Source organism: Pseudomonas sp. DTU12.1 (genome assembly GCF_009873475.1).
In the GTDB taxonomy this organism is placed as follows: Bacteria; Pseudomonadota; Gammaproteobacteria; order Pseudomonadales; family Pseudomonadaceae; genus Aquipseudomonas; species Aquipseudomonas proteolytica.
The window spans coordinates 2,176,557-2,202,246 of record NZ_CP045254.1; the positions used below are offsets into that span (position 1 = coordinate 2,176,557).

Sequence of the window (25,690 nt, forward strand, 5' to 3'; positions counted from 1 at the left end):
GCAGGAGGCCGGTCATTGACCGGCCTTTTTTGCGTCAGCAGGGGCTGTATTGATCCCGTTTTTCAGGTTTTGTCGCACGACGTCGAGTATGCGTGTCGCCAGTTGCGGGTTTTCGACACTACGCGCCAGCACCAATGCGCCTACCAGTGTCGACATGATCACCAGGCTTTGTTCGTCCGCACTGGGGCTGCCCAATGCGGTTTCGATTTGCTTGAGTCGGGCGTCGAGGACTGTATCGGTGGTGGGGCTCTGTTGCCCGCGCTGCCCCAGTTCCGAGGACATGGTGGGCAACGGGCAGCCTTGGTCGGGGGAGGTGTGGTGCCACTCGGACAAGTAGCTGTCGATGAAGGCTTCCAGCGGTCGCTCCTGGCTGAAGATCGCCGCACAATGGGTGTCCAGCTCGGCGGAGGCCGCTTGCAGGGCTTTTTCCACCAGTTCGTCTTTGGATTTGAAATGGGCGTAGAACCCGCCATGGGTCAGGTTCAGGGCTTTCATCAGGGGCTGCAGGCCGGTGGCGCCGATGCCGTCGCGGCGAAAGCGCACCGACGCTTCTTTAATGATGCGCTGATGGGTTTGAGCTTTGTGATTTTGCGAGTAGCGCATGAGAGGGCCCTCTGTAACATCGCGCCATATTAACCAAGGTTTGGCGCTGTTTCTCGGCCCGATTACAAATTTGCACTAATCTCAATCGATTCGCCTGGCGTGCTGCCGGTAAGGGTCAGCACGGGGCGTTGGTTTCAGCGATCCTGCGCATCCTTGGCATCGGCCTGAGCATTGCGCTCGGCGACGCGTTTGCGTTGTTCGTCGGTCAGTTCCACTTTGTTGGCGCTGTCACGCAGCATCATCAAGCCACCAACGATCGAACCGATGGCGACCACCATGATCAACCAGGCATACCAGGGCATAGGGCTCTCCTTGAGGCTGACTGCCATGGGGAAGATTCCCCACGGCACTATCAGCTTTGAGTGACGGCGTTCGTCAGTCGTTCCATTGTAGGCCCGTTCTGCCTCGCTGGTTTAGAGCCCGGTCAACATGGCATCTGCCGGTGCGTCGGCGCGGTCTTGGGCGGTCAGTTGGAAGTAGATGAAGCCTGCGGCCATGAACCCAAGGAAGATCAGGCCGATCAGGGTGTTGAACCACGCCATGGCGACCAGGCAGACCAACGCCAGGATCAGGGCGATCGCCGGTACGATAGGGTAGCCCGGTGCGCGGAAAGTGCGTTCCAGCAGCGGTTCGCTCTTACGCAGCTTGAACAGGCTGAGCATGCTCATGATGTACATGACGATGGCGCCGAACACCGCCATGGTGATCATCGCCGCGGTAAGGGTCATGCCGCCGAGGTTGATCAGGCCGTCGCTGTAGATCGCGGCGATGCCCACCACGCCGCCGGCAAGGATGGCCCGGTGGGGTGTCTGGAAGCGTGACAGCTTGGCCAGAGAGGAGGGCAGGTAGCCGGCGCGGGCCAGGGCGAAGAACTGGCGCGAGTAGCCGAGGATGATGCCGTGGAAGCTGGCGACCAGGCCAAACAGGCCAATCCACACCAGCATATGCAGCCAGCCGGAGCTTTCGCCCACCACGGTCTTCATCGCCTGGGGCAATGGGTCGTTGATGTTCGACAGGGTGCGCCAGTCGCCCACGCCACCAGCAAAGAACATCACGCCCATGGCCAGAAACACCAGGGTCAGGATGCCGCTGATATAAGCCTTGGGAATCGTGCGTTTCGGGTCCTTGGCTTCTTCGGCGGCCATGGCGGCGCCTTCGATGGCGAGGAAGAACCAGATGGCGAAGGGGATCGCGGCAAAGATTCCGGCAATCGCCGGCGCACCAAACGTATCGGAACCCGCCCAGCCGTTGAGGGCGAAGTTGCTGAAGCTGAACGCCGGTGCGACCACGCCCATAAATACCAGCAACTCGGCCACGGCCAATACACACACCACCAACTCGAAGGTCGCGGCGAGTTTCACTCCCAGAATATTCAAGCCCATGAACACGAAGTAGGCCCCGACCGCTGCGTGTTTCGGGTCGAGTGCCGGGAATTGCACATTCAGATAGGCGCCAATAGCCAGGGCAATCGCCGGCGGCGCGAAGACAAACTCGATCAAGGTGGCCAACCCTGCGATCAGCCCACCTTTCTCGCCGAAGGCCCGTCGGCTGTAGGCAAACGGCCCGCCGGCATGGGGAATCGCGGTGGTCAGCTCGGTGAAGCTGAAAATGAAACAGGTGTACATGGCGGCGACCATCAATGACGTCACCAGGAAGCCCAACGTCCCGGCCACGCCCCAGCCGTAGCTCCAGCCGAAGTACTCGCCGGAGATCACCAGCCCCACGGCGATGCCCCACAGGTGCAAGGTGCCCAAGGTGGGCTTGAGTTGTGTGTTCATTGTGTTGCTCCCTGAACGGTTTGGAATGTTTCAGGACATTGCAGCGGCCATGCCAGCTTGGAAAAGGGTGTCGTAAAGGGCTGGAACTGTCGTGTGGGAGATAGTCTGTTGTTTGAGACCGTTATTTCGTGCACCAGGGTAGGGCGGTGGTGGATATGCTGACGCTATCGCGGGCAAGCCCGACTCCCACAGTTGACCGGGTACGTCATTTGGAATGCGGCCAACTGTGGGAGTCGGGCTTGCCCGCGATAGCGGTCTCAACAGCCCCACAAACCTCACGTCCACCCCACTCTTTACGCCATCTTTACGCCCCCTCCACCCCCTCGCCCTCGCTCCTTTACACCCCTCCTGCGGACAATGCCCACACGCGGCAGTCGCCGTATGACGGAGAAACTTCCATGAGTGTTCTGGACGGGGTGTCACTGCTATTGGCCGTGGCGCTGTTCATTTATCTGCTGGTTGCGCTGTTGCGCGCGGACCGGGGCTAGGAGCGGCTATGCACAGTTATGACTATTGGCTGATCATCGCCTTCTTCGCCGTGGTGCTGGTTCCGGCGCCATTTCTGGGGCGGTTCTACTACAAGGTGATGGAAGGGCAGCGCACCTGGCTGACCCCGGTTTTCGGGCCGGTGGAGCGCGTCTGTTATCGCGTGGCCGGGGTCGATGCGCAGCAAGAGCAAAGTTGGCAGAAGTACATGTTGGCCCTGCTGGCCTTCAACCTCGCCGGATTTTTACTCCTCTTTTCGATCCTGCTCTTCCAGGACTACTTGCCCCTCAACCCCCAGCAATTGCCCGGGCAGGAGTGGACGCAGGCGTTCAACACCGCGGTCAGTTTCATGACCAACACCAACTGGCAGTCCTACAGCGGTGAGGCGACTCTCAGCTACCTGAGCCAGATGGCCGGCCTGACCGTGCAGAACTTTGTCAGTGCCGCCACCGGCCTGGCCGTCCTTGTCGCCCTTTGCCGTGGGATTGGTCGCAAGTCCGCCAGCACCCTGGGCAATTTCTGGGTAGACATGACCCGCGCCACACTCTATGGCCTGCTGCCATTGTGCCTGCTGCTGGCGTTGTTCCTGGTGTGGCAGGGCGTGCCGCAAACCTTCGCCCACTACGTTGATGCGCTGACCCTGCAAGGCGTTGATCAAGTGATCCCGCTCGGCCCGGCTGCCAGCCAGATTGCGATCAAGCAACTGGGGACCAACGGCGGTGGCTTCTTCGGTGTCAACTCGGCGCACCCATTCGAAGACCCGACGGCCTGGGCCAACCTGTTTGAAGTGGCGGCGATCATCATGATCCCGGTGGCGCTGGTGTTCACCTTTGGCCACTACGTCAAGGACCTGCGCCAGAGCCGCGCGATCCTTGGCTGCATGCTCGCGCTGTTCCTGATCGGCGGCTCGGTGTCGTTGTGGTCCGAGTATCAGCCTAACCCGACCCTGAGCAACCCGGCCGTCGAGCAGACTGCGCCGCTGGAAGGCAAGGAAGCGCGCTTCGGCACCACCGGTACGGTGCTGTGGTCGGTGACCACCACGGCGGCGTCCAACGGCTCGGTCAACGGCATGCAAGACAGCCTCAGCCCCCTGAGCGGAATGGTGGCGCTGGTCAATATGATGGTGGGCGAAGTGATCTTCGGCGGTGTCGGCGCCGGCATGTACGGCATGTTGCTCAACGTGCTGATCGCGGTATTCCTCGCCGGCTTGATGATTGGCCGCACCCCGGAATACCTCGGCAAGAAACTCCAAGCCCGGGAAGTGCAATTGCTGGTGGTGACCCTGCTGGTAATGCCGGTGGGCGTGCTGGTGCTCGGCGCGATTGCCGCCAGCGTGCCGGCTACCGCTGCGACCATCACCAACCCCGGCCCCCATGGCTTCAGCCAGTTGCTGTACGCCTACACCTCGGCCAGTGCCAACAACGGTTCGGCGTTTGCTGGCCTTGGCGCCAACACGCCGTTTCACAACCTGATGCTCGGGTTGGGCATGTTGATCGGGCGCTTTGGCTACATCCTCCCGGTACTGGCCCTGGCCGGCAGCCTGGCGATGAAGAAAAGCGCACCGATTGGCCAGAACAGTTTCCCGACCCACGGCCCGTTGTTCGTGACGTTGCTGACCGTGACCATTTTGCTGGTGGGCGGCCTGACGTTCCTGCCGACGCTGGCACTGGGCCCTATCGCTGAACACCTGAGCATGGGCTTCTAAGGGGTATGAACATGAATATGCCTGTAAACAATGCCGCTCCGGTCAAGACCCAGGAATCGGCCAAGACTGCGATCTCGGCCCTGTGGCGCCCTGCGTTGGTCCAGGCGTTCGTCAAGCTGGACCCGCGCCAGTTGAAGCGTTCGCCGGTGATGCTAGTGGTTGAGCTGACCGCGATCCTCACCACGGTGCTGTGCCTGGTGCCGGACAGCAGCGTGCCGACCTTTGTCGCGGTGCAGATTGCCCTGTGGCTGTGGTTCACCGTGCTGTTCGCCAACTTCGCCGAAGCCCTGGCCGAGGGCCGTGGCAAGGCCCGCGCCGATAGCCTCAAGGCCGGCAGTGAGGGCCTGAGTGCGCGGCGCCGGGAGGCCGATGGCAGCTTCAAGGTGGTGCCCGCCACCAGCCTGCGCAAAGGCGATGTGGTGCGGGTAGCGGCCGGGGAAATGATCCCCGGCGACGGTGAGGTCATCGAAGGCATCGCCGCGGTCAACGAAGCGGCGATCACCGGTGAGTCCGCGCCGGTCATCCGCGAATCCGGCGGCGACCGCTCGGCGGTCACCGGCAATACCCGGTTGGTCTCGGACTGGCTGGTGATTCGCATCACCGCCAACCCCGGCGAGTCGACCCTGGACCGCATGATTGCCCTGGTCGAAGGCGCCAAGCGCCAGAAAACCCCCAACGAAGTGGCGTTGGATATCCTGCTGATCGGCCTGACCCTGATCTTCCTGCTGGTGGTCGTGACCTTGCAGCCATTCGCCCATTTCGCCAATGGCAGCCTGCCCTTGGTGTTCCTGGTGGCGCTGCTGGTCACGCTGATTCCCACCACCATCGGTGGCCTGTTATCGGCCATCGGCATCGCCGGCATGGATCGCCTGGTGCGCCTCAATGTGATCGCCAAGTCCGGGCGCGCCGTGGAAGCCGCGGGGGACGTGCATGTGCTGTTGCTGGACAAGACCGGCACCATCACCTTCGGTAATCGGCGCTGCGCTGGCATCTATGCCGCGCCCGGCATCAACGGCAAGGAATTGGCCGAAGGCGCGCTGCTGGCCTCGCTGGCAGACGATACGGCGGAGGGCAAATCCATCGTCGAATACCTGCGGGCCCTGCATCCGTACACCGAGCCCTCGGTGCAAGAGCTGACGGGCGTGCCGTTCAGTGCCGAAACGCGCTTGTCCGGTGTGGACTATCAAGGCCGCGTCTACCGTAAAGGCGCTGTCGATTCGCTGTTGGCGTTTATCGGTCAGCAGCGCCAGGACATGTTGCCGGCACTGTCCCGGGAAATCGACAAGATCGCCCAGAGCGGCGGCACCCCGTTGCTGGTGTGTGCCGACGGTAAACTGCTCGGCGCGATACACCTCAAGGACGTGGTCAAGCCCGGTATTCGCGAGCGCTTTGCCGAGCTGCGCAAACTGGGGATCCGCACGGTAATGGTAACCGGCGACAACCCGCTGACCGCCGCCGCGATTGCCGCTGAAGCCGGCGTGGATGATGTGCTGGCGGAAGCCACGCCGGAGAAGAAACTGGCGCGCATCCGCCACGAGCAAAACGACGGGCGCCTGGTGGCCATGTGTGGTGACGGCGCCAACGACGCCCCGGCCCTGGCCCAGGCGGACGTGGGCATGGCGATGAATGACGGGACCCAGGCGGCCCGCGAGGCGGCGAACATGGTCGACCTCGACAGCGACCCGACCAAGCTGCTGGACGTGGTGCAGATCGGCAAGGAATTGCTGGTGACCCGGGGCGCGCTGACCACCTTTTCGATTGCCAACGACGTGGCCAAGTACTTCGCGATCCTGCCGGCGCTGTTTGCCTCGATCTACCCGCAACTGGGCGTGCTCAACGTGATGCACCTGAGCAGCCCGCAGAGCGCGATTCTGTCGGCCATTGTGTTTAACGCGCTGATCATCGTGGTGCTCATCCCCCTGGCCCTGCGCGGTGTGCGAGTGCAGGCAGCGAGTGCGGCGGCGTTGCTGCGGCGCAACCTGTTGATCTATGGCGTGGGCGGGCTTTTGGTGCCGTTCGCCGGGATCAAGGCGATCGACATGCTGCTGACCGCGTTGCACCTGGTCTGAGCCAATCCTGTAGGAGCCGGCTCCTACAGGTCACGAATCAATTGAGGAAGATGAAATGTCCAGCATGATCCGCCCGGCGATAAGCCTGTTGGTATTGATGACCCTGATCACTGGCGTCGCCTATCCGCTGGTGGTGACCGGCGTCGCCCAAGTGGCCTTTCCCGACCAGGCCAATGGCAGCCTGGTGCGCGATGCCGAAGGCAAGGTGCGCGGCTCCAGCCTGATTGCCCAGGAATTTACCGGCGAGCGCTGGTTCCACTCGCGGCCTTCGGCAGGGGCGTTTGCCACCGTCTCCAGCAGCGCCAGCAACCTTGGCCCGAGCAATCCGGCGCTGGCGGCGCGGGTGTTTGACGACGCCGCTAAAATTCAGGTGCCAGGCCAGGGCCCCGTGCCCCTGGCGCTGTTGACGACCTCCGGCAGTGGTCTTGATCCACACTTGCCACCGCAGGCAATTGCCTATCAACTGGCGCGGGTGGCGGCGGCACGGCAGTTGCCGGTGTCGACCCTGGAGCGCTTGATGGACGAGCATATCGAACAGCCGCTGGTGGGGCCGCCGGTGGTGAATGTACTGGCGCTGAACATGGCGCTGGAAAAGTTGTAAACCGTGGCGCCGCCATCGCGGGCCCGCTCCTACAGGGGCAATGCATTCCTCTGTAGGAGCGGGCTTGCCCGCGATGGCGGCAGCATGTTCCCCACATCACTAACTGAAAGAAGACTGTTCCCATGAGTGACTCCGGCCGCGCCGACGCCCTCCTAGCCGACCTACCCAAGCACGGCCGTGGCCGGCTCAAAGTATTCCTCGGTGCCGCCCCCGGCGTGGGCAAGACCTACGCCATGCTCCAGGCGGCCCACACCCAACTGCGCCAGGGCGTCAAAGTGGTGGCCGGGGTGGTCGAGACCCACGGTCGCGCCGAGACCGAGGCCTTGCTCAGTGGCTTGCCCCAGCAGCCGTTGCTGCGCTCGGAATACCGTGGGGTGATGCTCGAAGAGATGGACCTCGACGGTTTGCTCGCCAGCAAGCCCCGGCTGGTGCTCGTAGACGAAATGGCCCACAGCAACGCCCCCGGCAGCCGCCACGAAAAGCGCTGGCAGGACATCCAGGAACTGCTCTCTGCCGGCATCAACGTGTTCACGACGGTCAACGTCCAGCACCTGGAAAGCCTTAACGACCAGGTGCGCGGTATCACCGGCGTGCAAGTGCGCGAAACCCTGCCGGACTGGGTGTTGCAGGAAGCCGATGAGCTGCTGCTGATCGACCTGCCATCCCGCGAGTTGCTGGAGCGCCTGCGCGACGGCAAGGTCTACGTGCCGGAGCAGGCGCGGGCCGCCATCGATGCATTCTTTACCCAGACCAATCTCATGGCCCTGCGCGAGTTGGCGATGCAGACCGCCGCCGCTCACGTGGATGACGATCTGGCCCAGGGCTACCGGCAACTGGGCCAGGCCGCGCCGACCGTGCGCGGCCGTCTGTTGGTGGGGGTGGATGGCGATGCCGAGGCCGAACGCCTGGTGCGCCACGCCAGCCGTGTGGCCCAGCGCCGGCATTTGCCCTGGAGCCTGGTGCATGTGGACAACGGCCGGATGCGCGACGAGCAGTCGCGGCTGCGCCTGCAAAACGCCCAGCAGTTGGCTGAGCGCCTGGGTGGCGAAGTGGTGTTGCTGCGTGCCGGCGAAGTGGCCAAGACCCTGATCCAGCACGCAGCCGAACGCCGTGCCAGCCTGGTGCTGGTGGGGCAGTCGCGCCCGCGCTGGCGGCGTCGACTGTTCGGCGGCGGTTTGGCGGCGCGCTTGCTGCGCAATGCCCGGGGCCTGGAAATCAACGTCCTCGACAGCGATGAAACGCCGGTGCCGCCACGCTTGCCCGAGGTGCGGGGCCTGGTGTGGTTCGACTACGCCCTGGCGCTGCTGGCAACCGTGCTGGCCAGTGCATTGGCGTGGGGGGTGTCGAGTATCCTGCCGCTGCCCAACATCTCCCTGGTGTTCCTCGCGGCTGTGCTGCTGGTGGCGGTTCGCAGCAGTCTGGGCCCGGCATTGGCCTGTGCGGCGCTGTCGTTCATGACCTATGACTTTTTGTTTATCCCGCCGAATTTTTCCTTCGCCATCCAGCGTGAAGAGGATGTGCTGACGCTGTTGTTTTTCCTGCTGATGGCGGCGCTGACCGGCAACCTGGCTGCGCGTCAGCGTCGGCAACTGCAAGCCCTGCGCGACACTCAGGAAGAAACCAGCGAGCTCCTCGACCTGTCGCGCAAACTCACCGCCGCCACCGACCGCCAAGCGGTGATCAGCGCAGCGACCCATCATCTGCAGGGCTGGAGCGATTTGCAGTTGTGCCTGGTCAATCGCGACGGGCCCAGTGAGTGGAAAGTCGAGACCGGTGGGCCGATCACCTTCACCGAAGCCGAACGTGCCGCCGCCGACTGGGCCTGGCAGCACGACCAACCGGCGGGCATGGGCACTGGCACCTTGCCGTTTGGGCGTTGGTGGTGGTGGCCGTTGTCCGCTGAAAATGGTCCATTGGGTTTGCTCGGCGTCAGCCCCAAGGCCGGCCTGGAACTCAGTGGCCAACGTCGGCGCCTGCTCACGGCCTTGAGCCAGCCATTGGCTCAGGCGCTGGCCCGTGCCCAGCTGGCGCAGAATCTGGAGGCCGCCCGTTTGCATGGCGAGACCGAGCAACTGCGCAGCGCCTTGCTGGCTTCGGTTTCCCATGATCTGCGCACGCCGCTGACCTCCATGCGCGGTAGCATCGACAGCCTGCTGGCCCTGGGCGAAGCCATTCCCCTGGAAGATCGCCGTGAGCTGCTCGAAGGCACTCGCGACGAAGCCGAGCGCCTGGACCGCTATATTCAGAACCTGCTGGACATGACCCGTCTGGGCCATGGCGCCTTGAAGTTGGCACGCGACTGGGTGTCGCCCGGCGATATCGTCGGCAGTTCCCTCGCCCGGTTGCGCGCGGTGCTGGCGCCGTTGCAGGTGAGTACCGACGTGCCGCCCGAGTTGCCGCTGCTGTATGTGCATGCCGCCTTGATCGAGCAAGCCCTGGTCAATGTGCTGGAAAATGCCGCGCGTTTTTCACCGCCCCATGGTCGCTTGCAACTGCGTGCCGGTGTGGCGGACCAGGCGTTGTTTTTCTCGGTCAGTGATGAAGGCCCGGGGATTCCTGAAGAGGAGCGGGCGAAGATTTTCGATATGTTCTACACCGCCGCTCGCGGCGACCGCGGCGGGCAGGGCACCGGGCTCGGCCTGGCAATCTGCCAGGGCATGGTCGGCGCCCACGGCGGGCATATCAGCGTGGCCGAGGGCATCGACGGGCGGGGCACGTGCATCACCTTGTTCCTGCCATTGCAGACCCAGCCGAGCCTGGAAAGTGAAGCGTGATATCAGGTGCGCTACTCTTATTTTTTTTCAGCGATTGTGACGGAACACCATGAGCCAGACTGCGACGATTTTGGTCATTGATGACGAGCCGCAGATCCGCAAGTTCTTGCGCATCAGCCTGGCGTCCCAGGGCTATAAGGTAATTGAGGCTGGAACCGGCGCCGAAGGGTTGGCCCAGGCGGCATTGAACAAACCGGACCTGCTGGTGCTGGATCTGGGCCTGCCGGATATGGACGGCCAGCAGGTGCTGCGTGAGTTGCGCGAATGGTCGACAGCCCCGGTGCTGGTGTTGTCGGTACGGGCCAGCGAAGGGCAGAAGGTCCAGGCGCTGGACGGTGGCGCCAATGACTATGTGACCAAGCCGTTTGGCATCCAGGAGTTCCTGGCCCGGGTCCGTGCGCTGCTACGCCAGGCGCCTGTCGGAGAAGCCCAGCAGGCGGCACTGCAGTTTGGCCCGCTGACGGTCGACCTGGCCTATCGGCGGGTGTTGCTGGACGGTGTCGACGTGGCCCTGACCCGCAAGGAATACGCGGTGCTGGCGCAACTGGCGCGTTATCCAGGCCGGGTGATTACCCAGCAACAGTTGCTCAAGGACATCTGGGGCCCGACCCATACCGAAGACAGCCACTACCTGCGCATTGTGGTGGGGCACTTGCGCCAGAAGCTGGCGGATGACCCGACCCAGCCACGCTTCATCGTGACCGAGGCGGGGGTGGGGTATCGGTTGTTGGGGGCTGAGGGCTGAGGGATTGTGGTGGCTGGACCGGCCTCATCGCGGGCAAGCCCGCTCCCACCTTTTGAGCGCATTCACAAATCTGAATGTGGGAGCAGGCTTGCCCGCGATAGGCATAGGTATCTACACAACTTTGCCGCAACGCCTAAATCCAGGCAGATAGCGCAGTTGTGGCGAGCGGGCTTGCCCCGCGCTGGGCTGCGTAGCAGCCCTAAACCCTGCCATCGCGGTTTATCTGAAAAAATGCGAAGGGCTTTTTGGGGCTGCTTCGCAGCCCAGCGCGGGGCAAGCCCGCTCGCCACGGGGGAGTTCGTCAGTTTCTGAAAGTTGTGTAGATACCTATGCCGCGATAGGGCCCCAAGCCCCAGCGAAGCTCTCAACTCTGCTCACTCTCATACCGATCCAACGTATCACTGGCAATCTCACGCCCCAGGGCGATCAGTTCTGGCGCTTTGTAGAATTCAAAAAACCGGCACACGCGCTTGGGCACGTTGATCAGCACATCCGGCGGGTAGCCCGCGATTTTGTATTGGGCCAACGATGTCTGCATCACCTCGAAACTCTGGTTGATCAGATCCAGCAGCGATGCCGGCCCCACGTTGTCGATGATGAACGAACCGGTAGCGGATTTCGGTGCACCAGCGGACTCAGGGGCGGCGGCCGGTTGCTGGGCTTCGGGCTCGGCGCCCTCGAGCCAGGGGTTGATATCAGCGGCTTGCGCCTGCAGCGCTTCCTGTTCCAGCAACAGCAGTTGCTCGGCCTGCTTGCGTCGAAACGGCAGGTGCGAACCCAGCGAGCGCACCAGGTTGTCGAAGCGGCTCTTGAACGCCGGCGGGCGCTGGATTACCGGCAGGGTGTAGTGCTTCTGGTTGGTGGCGTTGAGGTTGACCGCAATGATCAGGTCGCAATGGCTCGACACCACCGGCACGATTGGCAGCGGGTTGAGCAGGCCGCCGTCCACCAGCATGCGGTTGCCTTGCATCACCGGGGTAAACAGGCTGGGAATCGCCGCCGAGGCGCGCATGGCCTGGTGCAGGCAGCCTTCCTGGAACCAGATTTCCTGTTGGTTGGTCAGGTCAGTGGCGACGGCGGTGTAGGGAATGCGCAGGTCTTCGATATTGATCTCGCCGACGATCTTGCGGATCTGCCCGAAGACTTTTTCGCCGCGTATCGCGCCCAGGCGAAAACTCACATCCACCAGGCGCAGCACGTCCAGATAGTCCAGGCTTTCGATCCAGTTGCGGTAGTCCTTAAGCTTGCCTGCGGCATAGATCCCGCCGACCACCGCGCCCATGGAGCAGCCGGCGATACAGGCGATTTCATAGCCGCGCTTTTCGATCTCTTCGATCACCCCGATGTGGGCATAACCCCGCGCTCCACCGGAGCCCAGGACCAATGCAACGCGTTTTTTCATGATCGGATCCTTCGCAAAACAGCTGTCCACAATGCACCCAACCAGGGGGCTGCTTCAATCCTAGCTGACAAGAGTGATTATTTTCATAAGCCGAGCTAGTTGCTCGGGTATGCTTTGGCTATCGGCGCTAGGCATTTCAGGCTGTGTGATAAGGCACTTTTCGATGTAGGCAACGTCTACATCCCACGACTGTTTTCTTTTCTTGAGGTGTCATTGATGAAAGCCTGGATGTGTTTGCCTGTGATTGTGTTGGCCCTGGCCGGTTGTGCCGGCAAAACGGCCTATCGCGATAGCTGCGGCAGCCAATTGGACGCGGCGTGGCACGAACTGGATTTGGCCAAGGCTGAAGGTTTCGCCGGCACGGTCAGCTATTCCAAGGCCCTGTCGTTGCTGACTGGCGCCAAGACCCAGCAACAATTCGAAGCGTTCGAAGGGTGCGCCAGCAAAGCGGAAAAAGCCCGTTTCTATATCCGTGAGTCGCGCGCCGGGCGTTGATCCGAGTCAGCGCAACATGCCGGGGTAGTGGTTAAGGTAGTTCCAGACGCCTGTTTTGCGCAGGTACATGGACGTTGTTTATCAGGGGAAGCAGCATGTCGGCGTTGGTGGATCAGTTGGTCACCCAGGTCATTGGCCTGGAAGTCGGATTGTTGAGTTGCCAGGCGCGCCTGGCGGCGGTTACCGATGACGAAGCGCTGCATGACCTGCGCACCACGGTGCGACGCCTGCGCAGCCTGTTGCGCCCCTTGCGCGGGCTGCCCGGCGTCGAGCAACTGGAAGCGGCCGCCAGCGCAGTCGGTCAATTGACCACGCCGTTGCGCGACCGTGAGGTGCTGGCGGCGTACTTGCAGCAGCACGGTTATCACGACGCTGCGGCGCGGCGTCTGCGCCAGCAGCCACAAACCTATCGGCAGGTGGCGCAAAGCCCGGAAGTCGCACAACTGCTGCTGATCCTGGATGCCTTTCCCCGTTTTATCCGTGCGTCAGATCATCAAAAACTACTCAAGGGGCTGCGGGCTCGCATCGAAAAACGGCTGGCCAAGCAATGGCAGACCCTCGATGCGGCCCTGCACGATCCCGGTCACGACCGCCATCGCCTGCGCTTGTTGATCAAGCGCGTACGTTACGCGGCCGAGGCTTATCCGCAATTGGGGCAATTGCCGGCCAAGGCCATGTCCCGTCTCAAATCCGCCCAAGGCGCACTGGGGGATTGGCATGACTGCTGGCAATGGCTGGCGCAGGCCGAACACCAGGCGGATCTGCAACCTTGTGTTGCGGCCTGGCATCGCACCATGGCCCAGGCCGAAGGCAAGGCGGATCGGGTACTGGATAAGCTGGCGGCGGAGTGTTTCTGAGGCGGCGGCTTATCTGTCTGGGTATTTGGCCGGAATAAGCGCTGTACCTGGCTGGCACGCTGGTTAAGATCGCACAATCGATTTTCTTGATGTGAGGTCGCCATGCGCTTTAGTGATTTGCTCGACGCCGCCCGTAATAACCCGCTGGACGTGTCTATCCCGGCGCAATGGGCCCAGGGCCGTGCCACGTTTGGCGGCCTGGTCGCCGCCTTGCAATACGAAGCCTTGCGCGCCCAGGTGCCGGCAGACCGGCCGTTGCGTTCGTTGGCCGTGACCTTTGTCGGGCCGGTGGCGCCAGATGTCTCTGCCAGCTATCAAGTGGAAGTGTTGCGCGAAGGCAAGGCGGTCAGCCAGTTGCTGGGGCGGGTGGTGCAGGGTGGGGAAGTAATGACCCTGGCACAGGCCAGTTTCGGCGCATCACGGCCTTCGGAGATCGACGTGCCAGCATTGCCCGCGCCAACCTTCAAGCATTGGGACGAATGCCAGGAACTGCCCTATATCAAAGGCGTGACGCCTGAGTTCATGCGCTACCTGGCAATGCGCTGGAGCGTCGGCGGTTTGCCGTTCACGGGCAACAAATCCCGGGAGATGGGCGGCTGGGTGCGTTTGCGCGGGGATGTGAAGGAGGAGCCTTTGACCGAAGCGCATATCCTCGCGCTGGTGGATGCCTGGCCGCCGGCCCTGCTACCGCACCTGAAGCGGCCTGCAGCGGGCAGCACCCTGACCTGGACCATCGAATTCATCCAGCCTCTGGCGCAATTGACGACCCTGGATTGGTGCCAATACCACGTCGAGATCGAGCATGCCCGCGACGGCTATGGCCATGCCGCTGCGATGTTGTGGGGGCCTGACGGCCAGTTGATCGCCATCAGCCGCCAGACCGTGGTGGTTTTCGCCTGAGCCCGCGTCAGTGGCGGTGGCGCTGACGCCAGGCTTGCCACCAGCCACCACTGAGGACAAAGCGCGCAAAGGTCACGAACTGCTCGACCACCAAGCGCTGCACTGCATCTTTACCATCACTGAACGGCTCGCTGGCCTGGGCTTCCAGGCTGTGTCCATGACGTTGCAGGGCCAGGCCGGCCAACACACCGACCACGCCGATGGCAAAGCTGGCCAAGCTCAGGCTGAACACCCCGGACACAATCAGCAGAAACCCGACGATGAACAGCGGTACTGCAATCAGGTGCAACACCAGGTTGGTCGGGTGCTGATGGTTCTGCGGGTAGGCGCGCCATTGCCAGGCCGGGAGATTGGGGTGACGTTTGCCCATGATGATAAATCCTCTGTCCATTGATACTCGATGAACAGAGTTTAGGTGGGGCGGGCAGGGGCGGCGAATTGGGGTTGGCTATGGGGGTTATAGCCAATTGACGGGTTCAGCCAACGGCAAGCGTTGGCTGAACGGCAGGCAAACCTCACAACTTCAGTTGACCGATCGCCTTGCTCAACTCGCCAGCCAGGGTCGCCAGTTCGTTGCTGGTGGTCGCAGAGTCCACGGTCTGCTGCACGGTGTTTTCTGTGACATCACGGATGCTCACCACCGCACGGTTCATCTCTTCGGCCACATGGCTTTGCTGTTCGGCGGCGACCGCAATCTGCGTGTTGCTCTCGCGCATCTGCGCCACGGCGCTGGTGATTTCCGCGAGTGAGGCGCCGGCTTCCTGGGCCTGCTGCACGCAGTCATCGGCCTTGAACGAGCTTTCCTGCATAAAATCCACCGCATCCCGGGTGCCGGCCTGGAGGGCCGAGACCATGCGCGTGATCTCATCGGTGGAGCTTTGCACGCGCTTGGCCAGGTTGCGCACTTCATCGGCCACCACGGCAAAGCCGCGGCCCATCTCCCCGGCGCGGGCGGCTTCGATGGCAGCGTTGAGGGCCAGCAGGTTGGTCTGTTCGGCGATGCTATGGATCACCCCGACCACGCCGTTGATCTTCTGACTGTCCTCGGCCAGCTTCTGGATCATCTCGGCGGTTTGCTGCACGCCGGTGGACAACCCGGCAATCGAACGCTGGACCCGGGTCACCACTTCCTGGCCGCTGCCGGCCAGGGTGTCGGCGGTCTGCGACAGGTCCCGTGTGGCGCCGGCGTGCTGGGCAATGTGATACACGGTGGCGGTCATTTCATTGATCGCGGTGGCTGCCTGGTCCGTCTCGCTTTGCTGGCCGAGCATGCCGTGCTGGACTTCATTCATGCTGCTGGCCAGGCGCGCAGCGCCGTCGTCCAGCAGTTTGGCGGTGCGCGCCACAGTACTGACCACCCGCTGGTAGCCGGCCTGCATGGCGTTGAACGCGCTGGCCATCTGCCCGACTTCGTCCTTGCAGGCCAGGGGAACGCGGGCCGAGAGGTCGCCGGTTTTTTCTACGTGCAGCATCACGTCTTTCAAGGTGTTGAGTTGGGCGAGCAAAAAGCGGATCAGCAGTTGCGAGGCACAGAGCATCGCCAGCATCAGGATCAGCACCGCCACCGCGTAGTTGGTGAAGCGTTCGGTAAACACCTGGCTCAGGCTCGGCGCATACGCCAGTACGGCGATTTGCTGGCCGTCGGCGCGGGAGATGACCTCGGCGCCCAGCAACGGGTTTTCGCCGAACAGCGGCATAGAGTTGAACTCGACCCAGCCATTGGCCTCGCTGAGGGCGGACAGGTCCTGGTCTGCCAGTTCGGGAGCCAGGCCCCGCTGGAACACCAGCCAGTGCTCGTCCTTGGGCAGCGGCTGCCCCGCCGGCCATGCGCCGAGCAAGCGCCCCTGGGCTTGTGCCGAGGCTTGGGAGGCATGGCTGCGGGCCTGTTGCTCAAGGTGTACGGCATACAGCACCAGCAGCAGCGTGGTGATGAAAGCGACCGCATTCACGGCCCAGAATTTGTACTTCAGCGAGATATTGCTAAGCCAGGCACCCATGGAAGGTTTTCTCTGATAGCGGAAACAGTTTTGGCAAGGTGCCATTATTGTGCCGCTATTCGGAAAAAGGGTGTTGATGTGGGTCAATGCGCCGCGTCAATCCAACGCAGGCAGGCCGAAAAACGCACGGGAGCAGGCGGTGCTGTGTTGGGCCAGGTCTTCCAGGCTTTCTTCGCGGTGCAGGGCCACTTCGCGCAACACCTCCGGCAAGTAGGCTGGCTCGTTGCGCCCGTTCTTTGGTTTGGGCCGCAGGGTGCGCGGTAGCAGGTAGGGCGCGTCGCTTTCCAGCATCAGGCGGCCCCGGGGGATTTCCCTGACAAGCGGGTGCAGGTGCGTGCCACGGCGTTCGTCACATATCCAGCCGGTGATACCGATATGCAGGTCCAGGTCGAGGTAGCTGAACAGTGCGCGTTGTTCGCCGGTGAAGCAGTGCACTACGGCGGCGGGCAGTTGATCGCGGTAGTCGCGCAGGATCTCCAGCAGGCGCTGGTTGGCGTCCCGTTCATGGAGAAACACCGGCAAGCGCAATTCGACGGCCAATGCCAGGTGGGCTTCGAGGACTTTTTCCTGCTGGGGGCGGGGTGAGAAGTCACGGTTGAAGTCCAGCCCGCATTCACCCACGGCACGCACCCGGTCCTGGCTGAGCAGGTCACGCAGTTGCCGCTCGCTGTCGGCATTCCAGTCGCTGGCGCTATGGGGGTGAATGCCCGCGGTGCTGAACAAGCGTCGGGCGCTTGGATCCCAGCGCTGGCACAGTTCCAGGGCTTGTTCGCTGCCGTGCACGCTGGTGCCGGTGACCACCAGTTGGCCCACGCCGGCGGCGTAGGCGCGGTCGAGCACGGCCTGGTGTTTGTCGTCGAAACTGGGGTTGGTCAGGTTGACGCCAATATCAATGAGTTGCATGGTGCTATCTCCGCCTGCGGCCGGAAAGTCTATCAGAGCTGTGGATTTATAAGAAAAGCCAAGAACTACAACGAGTTATCGCTGTCTTTGAACGTCGCAAGTCACACCGTGGTTGGCCGAAGGCCTGCTGCTGTGACACCCTTGCGCCCAAAGTCTGCGCCTCTGGCGCTCTGTTTCTGTCCCCCAATGTGGCGTTTTTCGCGGTGCATGGGGCCTTGTTCTTTCCGGAGAGCGGATGATCCGACCCTCGGCATTGCTCATGGTATGCCTGACGCTACTGCTGCCCAACGCGGCGGTCGCGCGTCTGGACGGGCCGCTGGAAGTGACCAAGCCGGGCAAGGTCCGAGACCTGGCCGAAATCCGCAGCAGTCGCACGTTGCGCGTGCTGGTCAACCAGAGTCGCAACAGCTCCGGTGAAGTCCAGGGCCAGTCAATTGGTGTCGAGTACCATCGCCTGCGGGCCTTCGAACACTACCTCAATGGCCGCGCCCGCGATGGCCAGGAAATCAACCTCAAGATCATTCCCAAGGCCAAGGATCAGTTGCTGGGCGCGCTGGCCCGTGGCGAAGGTGACCTGGTGGCGCCCGGTGAGCTGCTGGATGCGACGGCTGCCCACAAGATCAGCAGCAGTGACCCGATTGCCAGTGACGTGCCGCTGTGGCTGGTGGGTCTCAAGGGCCAGCGGCGGTTTACCCGGTTGGAGCAACTGTCCGGGCGCACCCTGGCCCTGACCACGGGCAGCGCAGCAGGGGAGGCGGTCAACCAGATCAACCAGAAGCTGGCGCTGCGCAAGCTGCCGCCGGTCAAGGTGGAATGGGTGGACCCCAGCCTGGCGGTGGAAGATGTGCTGGAGATGGTCCAGGCCGGGATCTTCCACCTGACCATTGTCGAGCGACCGATTGCCGAGCGCTGGTCGAAGATCCTGCCCAAGTTGCGTTTCGACAAGCAAGTGGCGATCAGTGAGCCGGGTGAGGAGTACTGGTTCGTGCGCCAGGATGCGTCGATGCTGCGGGCGAGCATCGACCGCTTCCTGAAAACCTACAAGACTCCGTCAGACCAGGATGTAGCGTTCCAGCGCATCTATCGGCGCCTCTACCAAGTGCGTTACCCCTTGGCGCGGGCCGATCGCCAGCGCCTCGAAAAGCTGCGCCCGGTCTTGCAAAAACATGCCCGGGAACAGGGCATGGACTGGCTGAACCTGGCGGCCCTGGCCTTCAAGGAATCGTCCCTCAATCCCGCCGCGAAAAGTGGCAGCGGGCCCACAGGCCTGATGCAGATCACCCCGTCGGCCGCCCAGCGTGTGGGGGTCAACAATATCCAGACGCTGGACAGCAATGTGCAGGCAGGGGCGCGCTACCTGGCGTTGATTCGCCGCAAGTTCTTCGCCAGCCCCAAGCTCAACGAGCGCGAACGTATGGCGTTCGTCCTGGCCGCCTACAACATGGGCCCGGAACGGGTGCAGGGCATGCGCGCCGAGGCCAGGCGTCGGGGGTTGAACCCCAATCAGTGGTTCTTCCAGGTGGAGCGCATCGCCATGGAGCAGGTTGGAATGGGCGGCGTCAGCTATGTTAATAGCGTGAACAAGTACTACTTGGCGTTTGATCGGGAGCGGGACTCCCTAGAGCCGGTGGCGTCCAAGATCGTCTCACGCAAATAATCTAATTAATCGATATTGATTAACGCTATTTTCGGCTTTTATCATTCTATAAACTGATTAATATAGCGGCCAACCAACCCCATCATCGAAAAGGATTATCTACATGAGCCCAATGATCAGAAACGTTCTGTCCACCCGTGCAGGCTTCGGCTTGACTGTCCTGCGGATTTTCGTCGGCATCATCTTTGCCGCCCACGGTTCGCAAAAACTCTTTGGCTGGTTCGGCGGTGGTGGCCTGGCGGGCACGGCACAGTGGATGGAGAGCATCGGCCTGGCCCCAGGTACGCTGATGGCGCTGTTGTCGGGCGGCACTGAGTTCTTTGCCGGCCTGGCACTGATCATTGGCCTGCTGGCACGCCCAGCGGCGCTGGGTCTGACGATTGTCTCGCTGGTGGCGATTTTCTCGGTGCATATCAGCAACGGTTTGTTCATGGCCAACAACGGCTATGAGTTCGCCTTGGCACTGCTGGGCGGCACGGTGGCGGTCCTGTTCGAAGGTGCTGGCAAACTGTCTGTCGATCGCGCCATCGCCAATTGATCTTGCAGCACACGTGTTAAAGGCCCGCCCGTGCGGGCCTTTTTCGTTGTACGGGATTCTTGACACCGCCCCACCGGCTTCTCTAGGATGCTGCATGCGCCGATTTAAACAGCTAATTGCGGGGCGCCACAGGGACTCACTGCAGCCCCGACAGAAGCCTGCTCCAGGTTTCGAAATACCGCTAAAGCGCTGGTTCGGTGTTGCCTCTCACCTGCCCGCAGACTTTTGAGGCAGAGACACGACACGATGAATGCACTACGACCTCTTGTACGCCTGGCCCCGATCACTGCGGGCCTCACTCAGCGCAACCCTAAAATCCTGCTTGGCGGCAAGCACCAACCGACGCTATTGCGCTACCTGGATGGCTGGCCCCGCCGTACTGGCCGCCCTTCGGCTTTCTTGATCCAGTTTGTCGAAGACGGCGAGTCCCTGGCGCGCTTTGCCACGAACAGCTTTGACCTGGCGGTGATCCAGGCGCCCAACGCCGACGATGCCGGTGAGTTCATCCGACACCTGACCCGCGTAGCGCGCCAGGGTTTGATTACCCGCCGCTGACCGCGACGCTCAATAGAACGCTGCGGCGGGTGGATGTTGGCGGCGTCGGTGCGAGATGAGAATCCCCAGCCCCAGCAGGCTCACCATCAACGGAACAGTGACGATAGTGAGCAGGGCTACTGTGCGCTCCAACTGCCGAACGTCCTTGTAGGCTTCCTTCTTCAGGGTGTGAAGTTCCAGGCGCAAGCGCAGGCGTTCTTTGTTCAGCGCCTGCAACAGCGTATTGGAGGAAAGGGCCTGGCTTCCCAGCCTCGATAAAGGCGCGTTGAGCGTCTGCCACTCCTTTTCCGCCTGGTCCAGACGTTGTTCCAGAAGGTTGGCTTTTTTCCGGTAGGACTGCGCGGCCTCGTTGCGCATTCTGTCCAGCAACCCTGGCTGTGGCCCGTCGCTTGCGCGGGGGCTGATAGCGCTTAGTGTGTCAGGTGCCGCCAGGTTATCCAGGGTGTTGAAGACAAACCTGGCGTTGCCCGGACGCTGCGCTTGGTGTCCATTGGCAGTGCGTGCGGCCAGCCAGACGCGGTCACTGAGCAAGTCAGTGTCGGCAACTAGCACCACATGGATATTGGCGGCTTTTTGCAACGTCGCTTTCTGGCCGTTGATGCCGTCAGGAAAGGCGGAGTAGGCGGGTCCCTGTATCCGCGCGGCGATCACACTCGACCGGCCGCGCATGGCGGCCTCGCTGAGCATGGTGTCGAACCCATCCTGTTGGGCGAAGCGTGCGCCATCGAACGTATAGGCTCGCTCGGAGCTCCAGAGCAGGGGAGTGAAGGTGGTGCGGCTTTTTTTCAGGGGCATGAGCGTACCGGAATTCAACAGTGTCACCCTGTCAACGCCCCAGCTGCTGATATCGCTCTGCGCCATTGATTCTCGGGTCAGGGTGAGCGCCCCAGGATGGCGTACGGGGGCTTGGCCGTTCGCCACCACTACCGGCGTTGCGTAGAGGCTGTCTGCCAATACCTGGTTCGCTGGCACCTGCACGCCCCATGCGGCGAGCAGGTTTTGCTGGCCAGGGTTCTCGGTGGTTGAGCCCGGTTCATTCAGGGGGTCGATAAACATCAGCAGCTTGCCCCCAGCCAGGACAAATTGATCAATGGCAAAAAGCGCTTGTTCCGGTAGTCGAGCGGGCTGCACCACCATCAAGGTCTTGACGTGCCCGGGGATACGCGAAATGTCGCTGCCCAGGCTCACCAGATTGAACTGAGCGCGGATTTCCTTGAGCAACTGCCAAGGCGGCGTGATTTGCTGATTGCGTTCATCCCGGCTGCCGTCCACGGTTAAGCCGCTGATCAGGCCGATTACTGGCTGTTCCTGGCGTGCGACGTTGTGGATCAAGTGGCTGATCTCATACTCCAGGAAGTTCGCCTGGGCCGGGTCGAAGCGTTCGATTTTCTGAGGTTCATGGTTGGCGCGGGTGCCGATGAGCCCGAACAGCCCCTGCGTTCTATCCAGGCCCAATGACTCGGCCTGGTACTCCTCCTCTGAAAAGGGCTCAGGGTCAATCAGGTGCAGCGTGATGTTGCCGTTTGATGCGCCTTCATAGGCTTTGAGCAGCAGCGCGATGTATGCGCCATGGCTTTTCAATGCTTCACTCTTGCGGGCGTGACTGGCGTTGAAAAAATGCACCTCCATCGGGGTTTCAAGCCCCGCGAGCAGGGCCTGCGTCGAAGGCGACAGGGTATGGATTTTTTTCTCTGAGAGGTCCAGGCGGTAGTTGGGCAGCTTCAGTGCCCAAACCAGGTTAAAGGCAAGAAAAAGCAGGACGATGACGATCAACGTCACGCCGAAGTTCATGAGGTTCCTCATGGGGGGTTCCTTTCTCAGCTTTTCCTGAAATTTAAAGTAAGGGTGGTTGCGGTGAGGAACGCAATGATCATGCTTATGAAGTACAACGTGTCATGCAGCGTCAGAAGGCCGCTATCTATCGAGCTGAAACGTATCTGTGGGTTGAGTGAAATCAAACTATCGATCAGCCAGATGGGCGCCTGATGGTCCAACATATCCAGAACTAGCGATAGCGTGCTTACTGCAAATAGTAGCGCGAGTGTGATCACAAAAATAATCAGACGATTATAGGCCAGTACACAGATTAGGCAGGCGAATGAAAGATAAGCACCTGCCAGTAGCCAACTCCCGATGGACTGAGCCAAGATGGTCGAATTGTCCGCGATGCCCAGATAATTTATGGTAATGACCAATGGGAAGTTCAATAAAATCGTGAGCGCACAGAGTGTCCAGGCGGCCAGGAATTTTCCCAGTGTCAGCTCCAGGGCGGAGACTGGCAGGGTGCTTGTAAAGCAAAATGCATCGTCTTTGTGCTCGTTCGCCCAAAGCAGTGTTGAAATAATAGGAATGAAAAAAAGGTAAAGCCAAGGATGGAACTGAAAAAAAGCGTGTAAGTTTTCCGGAGTTTTTTCCAGGAAGTTTCCTACAAACAAGCCGAGCACAGTGTTGGCAATCAAGAAAGTCGCGATGCTTAAGTAAGTGGTCGGGCTCGACAAGTAACTGCTTAGTTGCCGCTTGAATATCACGGGTAGACGTTTCAATTGAGTGCCTCCTGGCTCATGTGGTGGATGACATCGCTCAGGCGCCCCGGCTCAAGGCTCAAGGTATTGATCTTCCAGCGACGGTTGGCGACCAGGGCATTGACGTGTGGATAGATGATTTGCCCCGGCATCGCGAGCACGGTCACGCTGCCGGCGCTATGCCGGTCTTCCTCTATGCCGGCCACTCCCGGGAGCACGGCCAGCGCCAGCAGGTCGAGGGGGGCATCGGCGGCCAGGGTGATTGCCTGGTAATAGTGCGAACTGCGCTGTAGCTCGCTGACGGGGGCATCGGCGAGCAATCTGCCCTCGGCCATAACCAGCGCCCGTTGACAAATACACGAGAACTCTTCGGGATTGCGCGAGGCGACAATTACCGTCATGTCTTCGGCCAGGGACTGGATGAGCGTCCCGACCTTTTGCTTTTGCAAGGGGTCCAGGCCTGCTGTGGGCTCATCGAGTAACAGCAACCTGGGGTCATGCAGGATGGCTTGGGCCAGCGCCACTTTGCGTTGGTGCCCCGCAGGAAGGGTGGCGATAGGTGAGTCAAGTACTCGCCAGAGCTCTAGGCGGGTGATTGCCCGGTCCACCATCTTGCGCTTTTGCAGGCCACGCAGCCCGCGAACTTCGGCGATGAAACCGAGGAAGTTCTTGACTGTCATGTTGCCGTGGCCGAGTGCCGCTTCAGGTTGATAACCTATTATTTTTTTCGCTCTTATGGGGTGGGTTGAGATATTTGTGTCATGTATTTTTATGGTGCCGGAAGTTGCCTTGATTGCGCCTGAGAGCAATTTGAGCAATGTGCTTTTGCCTGCGCCCTCATGTCCAAACAATCCCAGGCATTCCCGGGAGGGAACGCTGAACGTCAAGTTGTCGATGGCAATCGTCTGTCCTGTTTTTTTTGTTAGATTTGTTATTTCGATCATTGGGCTTTTCTACTTGGTTGTTTGCCGGGGCATGCTGAGTAGACGGGGCTCTATAAGCCAGTGTCTTCGGTTTGAGAATTGCCGAACGTTGTGGGAAAAAGTACTGATCAAGTGTTTAAGGCGCTGCTTTGTTAAAAAATGGTACGTTCAATAGGGGCGTTTGGAAACGCTGAGTCGCTGGAATAAGGTAAGTCCTACATGTGCCTCAATCACTCGCTGAAACAATTGTGTTGTTCTTGGTGATATGTTGATTTTGATTTCATAGATGGCGTGTATATGAAGTACTACCGTAAAGGAGTCCGATACTCATGATGCTTCTGCGTACTCTTGTTCTTGAACATTCTGGTCATGATTCCCCGGTTAACGGTGCATTGCTCTGTTGCTTTGCGGTACCGCAAATCGCTGCGAACTTTCTTGTCTATAGCCTGGACGAAGAGGTTGAGCCTGGGAGTTCGCGGGTCTATATCGCTGCACTGCGCAGAAAGGCCGAGCGGTATTTTCTAGGAGGGATCGAGTCCAAGGAGAACCTGCAACTGGCGATGAGCGTGCTCAAGCAGATCATCACCCTGGCCACCGCATCCGGGGTCAAGGATGGCAATTGCTCGGCGTCACAGGTGGCCTATCACTTCATTGACTTGAAGGGCAGCAAGCTACCGACGGCGAGGCCTGAAGATCACCACTCGCTGATGATCAAGAAGGTATTGGTGATGAAGGTCATCACCCTGGGGACTTCAGTCATTGGCCTGCCTGCGATCGAGAGCGCCGAGTTGATAGTGCCGTCCATTCGTTTCTCGTCAAAAATGGTGTCGCCGCCCAATCCGGCAAATCGTAATGAGGCTGTGACGCAGGAGCCGGACGAGGAACCGGCCGTAGTGCTGCCGGCGTTAATCCCTGTGGAGCCATTACCTACTCCGACGAAGGCGCCGCAGCCCGAGGAACCGGCTCCGCGAGTGCAGGAGCCTGTGGCACCTGCCGAAGTCGTCCCGCCATCCCTGGTGCCGGATCAGGCGACCCTGCATGAGGTGGATACCACGCTGACCAATCTTGCCCGGGTGGCGCAAGAGTTGACGCAACAGAAGCGTGCGGCGTTTGAGCAGCAGGAGGAACTTGAGCAGCAGAGAACCCAGTTGCTAAGGGATAAAAACGCATTGGCGCAGGCCAATCAACAGTTGGCGGCGCTGGAAACTGACTTGCAGCAAAGAACCCTGGCGTTAAAGGGGCGTGAAGAGCACCAGGCGCAGGTGCAGCAGGCAGAACAACGCCGTCTGGAGGGTTGGGCACGTCAGATCGAAGATGAGTCGTTCAGGCTGCAGGCGCTGGACCGTGCGACCCAGCAACAGGCTGAGCAACTGGCGAGCAACATGGGGCAGTTATCGAGCCTGAGGGGCGATCTGCAGGCGGTGTTGAATCGCCTGGACGCCACCTTGTTTCCCGAGCAAAAGGTCGAGGTGCAGCGCGGCGTGGATGCAGGCAGTTTGCCTGGTCCCGGTTGACCCTGGGAATCAGGCCTGGCTACTTTCTGGCGTTCATTTATTATCAAGGCCGACCAGTTGCCGTCAGGCAGCCAGTGCATCTTTGGTGGGTGTAGCGCTGGTTTGAACCAATGGAAGTTTGCGGGGGATGTGACGCTTTTGAGTACCAAGCTGATTACCAAAGAAGGTCATGAAGCGCTGAAGAAGGAGCTTGATTACCTGTGGCGAGAAAAGCGTCCTGATACCACGCGCAAAGTGACTTGGGCAGCTTCCCTGGGAGACCGCAGCGAGAACGCCGACTACCAGTACAACAAGAAACTGCTGCGCGAAATCGATCGTCGGGTGCGTTATTTGCGCAAACGCCTGGAAGATATGCGCGTGGTGGAATACATGCCCGAGCAGGAGGGCAAGGTGTTCTTCGGGGCTTGGGTGGATATCGAAAACGAGCAGGGGGAGACCAAGCGTTTTCGAATCGTGGGCTATGACGAGATTTATGAGCGCATGGACTACATTTCCATCGACTCACCCATGGCCAGGGCATTGCTGCGCAAAGAGGTGGACGATGAAGCCATTGTGCAGACGCCAGGCGGTGAAGTGTGCTGGTGGATCACCGGCATCGAGTACATCAAGTAGCAGCCGACTTGCTGGCGATGACGCCTGTAGTAAGGCCGGCTCCCAGGGGGGGAG

24 protein-coding genes are annotated in these 25,690 nt (G+C 61.0%); 14 read left to right on the forward strand and 10 right to left on the reverse strand.

Annotation, left to right across the window (positions count from 1 at the left end; genetic code table 11):
* Positions 1-12: 12 nt before the first annotated feature.
* The 3 genes from GDV60_RS09720 to eat form a co-directional block, all read right to left on the reverse strand.
* Positions 13-603 carry a TetR/AcrR family transcriptional regulator gene (locus tag GDV60_RS09720; RefSeq protein ID WP_159906989.1) on the reverse strand — a complete coding sequence of 197 codons (591 nt, stop codon included), beginning with the start codon at positions 601-603 and terminating at the stop codon, positions 13-15.
* 134 nt (positions 604-737) lie between these two features.
* Positions 738-905, reverse strand: coding sequence for a DUF2897 family protein (locus GDV60_RS09725; RefSeq protein WP_003172675.1), 168 nt, complete (start codon positions 903-905; stop codon positions 738-740).
* A 111-nt stretch (positions 906-1,016) separates the two neighbouring features.
* Positions 1,017-2,381 (reverse strand): ethanolamine permease, encoded by a 1,365-nt coding sequence (gene eat, locus GDV60_RS09730; protein WP_092235173.1) that lies wholly within the window; start codon positions 2,379-2,381, stop codon positions 1,017-1,019.
* Positions 2,382-2,779: 398 nt separating this feature from the next.
* On the opposite strand from eat, the gene kdpF reads away from it, so the two are divergent.
* The 6 genes from kdpF to GDV60_RS09760 all read left to right on the forward strand — a co-directional run bounded on the left by kdpF (position 2,780) and on the right by GDV60_RS09760 (position 10,761).
* Positions 2,780-2,869: a K(+)-transporting ATPase subunit F gene (gene kdpF, locus GDV60_RS09735; protein ID WP_032863112.1), complete on the forward strand. Its 90-nt coding sequence runs from the start codon at positions 2,780-2,782 to the stop codon at positions 2,867-2,869.
* A gap of 8 nt (positions 2,870-2,877) precedes the next feature.
* Positions 2,878-4,572 carry a potassium-transporting ATPase subunit KdpA gene (gene kdpA / locus GDV60_RS09740; RefSeq protein WP_133715675.1) on the forward strand — a complete coding sequence of 565 codons (1,695 nt, stop codon included), beginning with the start codon at positions 2,878-2,880 and terminating at the stop codon, positions 4,570-4,572.
* 5 nt (positions 4,573-4,577) lie between these two features.
* Positions 4,578-6,641, forward strand: coding sequence for a potassium-transporting ATPase subunit KdpB (gene kdpB / locus GDV60_RS09745; RefSeq protein WP_159906991.1), 2,064 nt, complete (start codon positions 4,578-4,580; stop codon positions 6,639-6,641).
* Between the two features lie 55 nt (positions 6,642-6,696).
* Positions 6,697-7,242 (forward strand): potassium-transporting ATPase subunit KdpC, encoded by a 546-nt coding sequence (kdpC, locus tag GDV60_RS09750; RefSeq protein ID WP_104911970.1) that lies wholly within the window; start codon positions 6,697-6,699, stop codon positions 7,240-7,242.
* Between the two features lie 122 nt (positions 7,243-7,364).
* Complete coding sequence (locus GDV60_RS09755; RefSeq protein ID WP_159906993.1) at positions 7,365-10,016, forward strand: sensor histidine kinase KdpD; 2,652 nt, start codon at positions 7,365-7,367, stop codon at positions 10,014-10,016.
* Positions 10,017-10,065: 49 nt separating this feature from the next.
* Positions 10,066-10,761: a response regulator gene (locus tag GDV60_RS09760; RefSeq protein WP_070995179.1), complete on the forward strand. Its 696-nt coding sequence runs from the start codon at positions 10,066-10,068 to the stop codon at positions 10,759-10,761.
* Positions 10,762-11,125: 364 nt separating this feature from the next.
* Here GDV60_RS09760 and GDV60_RS09765 read toward each other — a convergent pair whose 3' ends face one another.
* On the reverse strand, positions 11,126-12,163 hold the full coding sequence (locus GDV60_RS09765) for a patatin-like phospholipase family protein (RefSeq protein WP_029300796.1): 1,038 nt from the start codon (positions 12,161-12,163) through the stop codon (positions 11,126-11,128).
* 216 nt (positions 12,164-12,379) lie between these two features.
* Here GDV60_RS09765 and GDV60_RS09770 point away from each other — a divergent pair, with 216 nt between their 5' ends.
* From GDV60_RS09770 to GDV60_RS09780, 3 genes are all read left to right on the forward strand, one after another.
* Complete coding sequence (locus GDV60_RS09770; protein WP_029300795.1) at positions 12,380-12,658, forward strand: hypothetical protein; 279 nt, start codon at positions 12,380-12,382, stop codon at positions 12,656-12,658.
* A 95-nt stretch (positions 12,659-12,753) separates the two neighbouring features.
* Complete coding sequence (locus GDV60_RS09775) at positions 12,754-13,515, forward strand: CHAD domain-containing protein (RefSeq protein WP_159906995.1); 762 nt, start codon at positions 12,754-12,756, stop codon at positions 13,513-13,515.
* A gap of 102 nt (positions 13,516-13,617) precedes the next feature.
* Complete coding sequence (locus GDV60_RS09780) at positions 13,618-14,415, forward strand: acyl-CoA thioesterase II (protein WP_029300793.1); 798 nt, start codon at positions 13,618-13,620, stop codon at positions 14,413-14,415.
* 7 nt (positions 14,416-14,422) lie between these two features.
* Here GDV60_RS09780 and GDV60_RS09785 read toward each other — a convergent pair whose 3' ends face one another.
* The 3 genes from GDV60_RS09785 to GDV60_RS09795 all read right to left on the reverse strand — a co-directional run bounded on the left by GDV60_RS09785 (position 14,423) and on the right by GDV60_RS09795 (position 17,315).
* Entirely contained in the window at positions 14,423-14,785 is a 363-nt protein-coding gene (locus GDV60_RS09785) for an Mpo1-like protein (RefSeq protein ID WP_159906996.1), read from the reverse strand.
* Positions 14,786-14,930: 145 nt separating this feature from the next.
* On the reverse strand, positions 14,931-16,412 hold the full coding sequence (locus GDV60_RS09790) for a methyl-accepting chemotaxis protein (RefSeq protein ID WP_092235188.1): 1,482 nt from the start codon (positions 16,410-16,412) through the stop codon (positions 14,931-14,933).
* 96 nt (positions 16,413-16,508) lie between these two features.
* The gene (locus GDV60_RS09795; RefSeq protein ID WP_159906997.1) at positions 16,509-17,315 is read right to left on the reverse strand and encodes a TatD family hydrolase; all 807 of its coding nucleotides are present in this window, start codon (positions 17,313-17,315) and stop codon (positions 16,509-16,511) included.
* Positions 17,316-17,550: 235 nt separating this feature from the next.
* Here GDV60_RS09795 and GDV60_RS09800 point away from each other — a divergent pair, with 235 nt between their 5' ends.
* The 3 genes from GDV60_RS09800 to GDV60_RS09810 all read left to right on the forward strand — a co-directional run bounded on the left by GDV60_RS09800 (position 17,551) and on the right by GDV60_RS09810 (position 20,065).
* Positions 17,551-18,972, forward strand: a complete 1,422-nt coding sequence (locus GDV60_RS09800; protein WP_159906998.1) for a transglycosylase SLT domain-containing protein — start codon at positions 17,551-17,553, stop codon at positions 18,970-18,972.
* Positions 18,973-19,075: 103 nt separating this feature from the next.
* Positions 19,076-19,510, forward strand: coding sequence for a DoxX family protein (locus tag GDV60_RS09805; RefSeq protein WP_029297954.1), 435 nt, complete (start codon positions 19,076-19,078; stop codon positions 19,508-19,510).
* A gap of 246 nt (positions 19,511-19,756) precedes the next feature.
* Positions 19,757-20,065: a hypothetical protein gene (locus GDV60_RS09810; RefSeq protein WP_029297956.1), complete on the forward strand. Its 309-nt coding sequence runs from the start codon at positions 19,757-19,759 to the stop codon at positions 20,063-20,065.
* Positions 20,066-20,074: 9 nt separating this feature from the next.
* On the opposite strand, the gene GDV60_RS09815 is transcribed toward GDV60_RS09810, so the two are convergent.
* From GDV60_RS09815 to GDV60_RS09825, 3 genes are read right to left on the reverse strand one after another with little or no spacing between them, the layout of a single operon-like run.
* Positions 20,075-21,868, reverse strand: coding sequence for a Gldg family protein (locus GDV60_RS09815; RefSeq protein ID WP_159906999.1), 1,794 nt, complete (start codon positions 21,866-21,868; stop codon positions 20,075-20,077).
* A gap of 14 nt (positions 21,869-21,882) precedes the next feature.
* The gene (locus tag GDV60_RS09820) at positions 21,883-22,608 is read right to left on the reverse strand and encodes an ABC transporter permease (protein ID WP_104911976.1); all 726 of its coding nucleotides are present in this window, start codon (positions 22,606-22,608) and stop codon (positions 21,883-21,885) included.
* Complete coding sequence (locus GDV60_RS09825) at positions 22,605-23,531, reverse strand: ABC transporter ATP-binding protein (protein ID WP_159907000.1); 927 nt, start codon at positions 23,529-23,531, stop codon at positions 22,605-22,607. Before GDV60_RS09825 ends, GDV60_RS09820 begins: the two co-directional genes overlap by 4 nt.
* Positions 23,532-23,839: 308 nt before the next feature.
* Between GDV60_RS09825 and GDV60_RS09830 the strand changes: the two genes are divergently transcribed.
* Both GDV60_RS09830 and greB read left to right on the forward strand, forming a co-directional pair.
* Positions 23,840-25,024, forward strand: a complete 1,185-nt coding sequence (locus GDV60_RS09830) for a hypothetical protein (protein WP_178121278.1) — start codon at positions 23,840-23,842, stop codon at positions 25,022-25,024.
* A 138-nt stretch (positions 25,025-25,162) separates the two neighbouring features.
* Entirely contained in the window at positions 25,163-25,636 is a 474-nt protein-coding gene (gene greB, locus GDV60_RS09835) for a transcription elongation factor GreB (RefSeq protein WP_029297967.1), read from the forward strand.
* Positions 25,637-25,690: the final 54 nt, after the last annotated feature.

Excerpts from the sequence above, each read along its gene's own strand:
- GDV60_RS09785 (WP_159906996.1), bottom strand. The coding sequence starts at position 14,785 with ATGGGCAAACGTCACCCCAATCTCCCGGCCTGGCAATGGCGCGCCTAC.
- GDV60_RS09815 (WP_159906999.1), bottom strand. The coding sequence starts at position 21,868 with ATGAGGAACCTCATGAACTTCGGCGTGACGTTGATCGTCATCGTCCTG.
- eat (WP_092235173.1), bottom strand. The coding sequence starts at position 2,381 with ATGAACACACAACTCAAGCCCACCTTGGGCACCTTGCACCTGTGGGGC.
- GDV60_RS09825 (WP_159907000.1), bottom strand. The coding sequence starts at position 23,531 with ATGATCGAAATAACAAATCTAACAAAAAAAACAGGACAGACGATTGCC.
- GDV60_RS09830 (WP_178121278.1), top strand. The coding sequence starts at position 23,840 with ATGATGCTTCTGCGTACTCTTGTTCTTGAACATTCTGGTCATGATTCC.
- GDV60_RS09770 (WP_029300795.1), top strand. The coding sequence starts at position 12,380 with ATGAAAGCCTGGATGTGTTTGCCTGTGATTGTGTTGGCCCTGGCCGGT.
- GDV60_RS09800 (WP_159906998.1), top strand. The coding sequence starts at position 17,551 with ATGATCCGACCCTCGGCATTGCTCATGGTATGCCTGACGCTACTGCTG.
- GDV60_RS09765 (WP_029300796.1), bottom strand. The coding sequence starts at position 12,163 with ATGAAAAAACGCGTTGCATTGGTCCTGGGCTCCGGTGGAGCGCGGGGT.
- GDV60_RS09755 (WP_159906993.1), top strand. The coding sequence starts at position 7,365 with ATGAGTGACTCCGGCCGCGCCGACGCCCTCCTAGCCGACCTACCCAAG.
- kdpC (WP_104911970.1), top strand. The coding sequence starts at position 6,697 with ATGTCCAGCATGATCCGCCCGGCGATAAGCCTGTTGGTATTGATGACC.
- GDV60_RS09720 (WP_159906989.1), bottom strand. The coding sequence starts at position 603 with ATGCGCTACTCGCAAAATCACAAAGCTCAAACCCATCAGCGCATCATT.
- kdpB (WP_159906991.1), top strand. The coding sequence starts at position 4,578 with ATGAACATGAATATGCCTGTAAACAATGCCGCTCCGGTCAAGACCCAG.
- kdpF (WP_032863112.1), top strand. The coding sequence starts at position 2,780 with ATGAGTGTTCTGGACGGGGTGTCACTGCTATTGGCCGTGGCGCTGTTC.
- GDV60_RS09775 (WP_159906995.1), top strand. The coding sequence starts at position 12,754 with ATGTCGGCGTTGGTGGATCAGTTGGTCACCCAGGTCATTGGCCTGGAA.
- GDV60_RS09805 (WP_029297954.1), top strand. The coding sequence starts at position 19,076 with ATGAGCCCAATGATCAGAAACGTTCTGTCCACCCGTGCAGGCTTCGGC.
- GDV60_RS09725 (WP_003172675.1), bottom strand. The coding sequence starts at position 905 with ATGCCCTGGTATGCCTGGTTGATCATGGTGGTCGCCATCGGTTCGATC.
- kdpA (WP_133715675.1), top strand. The coding sequence starts at position 2,878 with ATGCACAGTTATGACTATTGGCTGATCATCGCCTTCTTCGCCGTGGTG.
- GDV60_RS09780 (WP_029300793.1), top strand. The coding sequence starts at position 13,618 with ATGCGCTTTAGTGATTTGCTCGACGCCGCCCGTAATAACCCGCTGGAC.
- GDV60_RS09790 (WP_092235188.1), bottom strand. The coding sequence starts at position 16,412 with ATGGGTGCCTGGCTTAGCAATATCTCGCTGAAGTACAAATTCTGGGCC.
- GDV60_RS09795 (WP_159906997.1), bottom strand. The coding sequence starts at position 17,315 with ATGCAACTCATTGATATTGGCGTCAACCTGACCAACCCCAGTTTCGAC.
- GDV60_RS09760 (WP_070995179.1), top strand. The coding sequence starts at position 10,066 with ATGAGCCAGACTGCGACGATTTTGGTCATTGATGACGAGCCGCAGATC.
- GDV60_RS09810 (WP_029297956.1), top strand. The coding sequence starts at position 19,757 with ATGAATGCACTACGACCTCTTGTACGCCTGGCCCCGATCACTGCGGGC.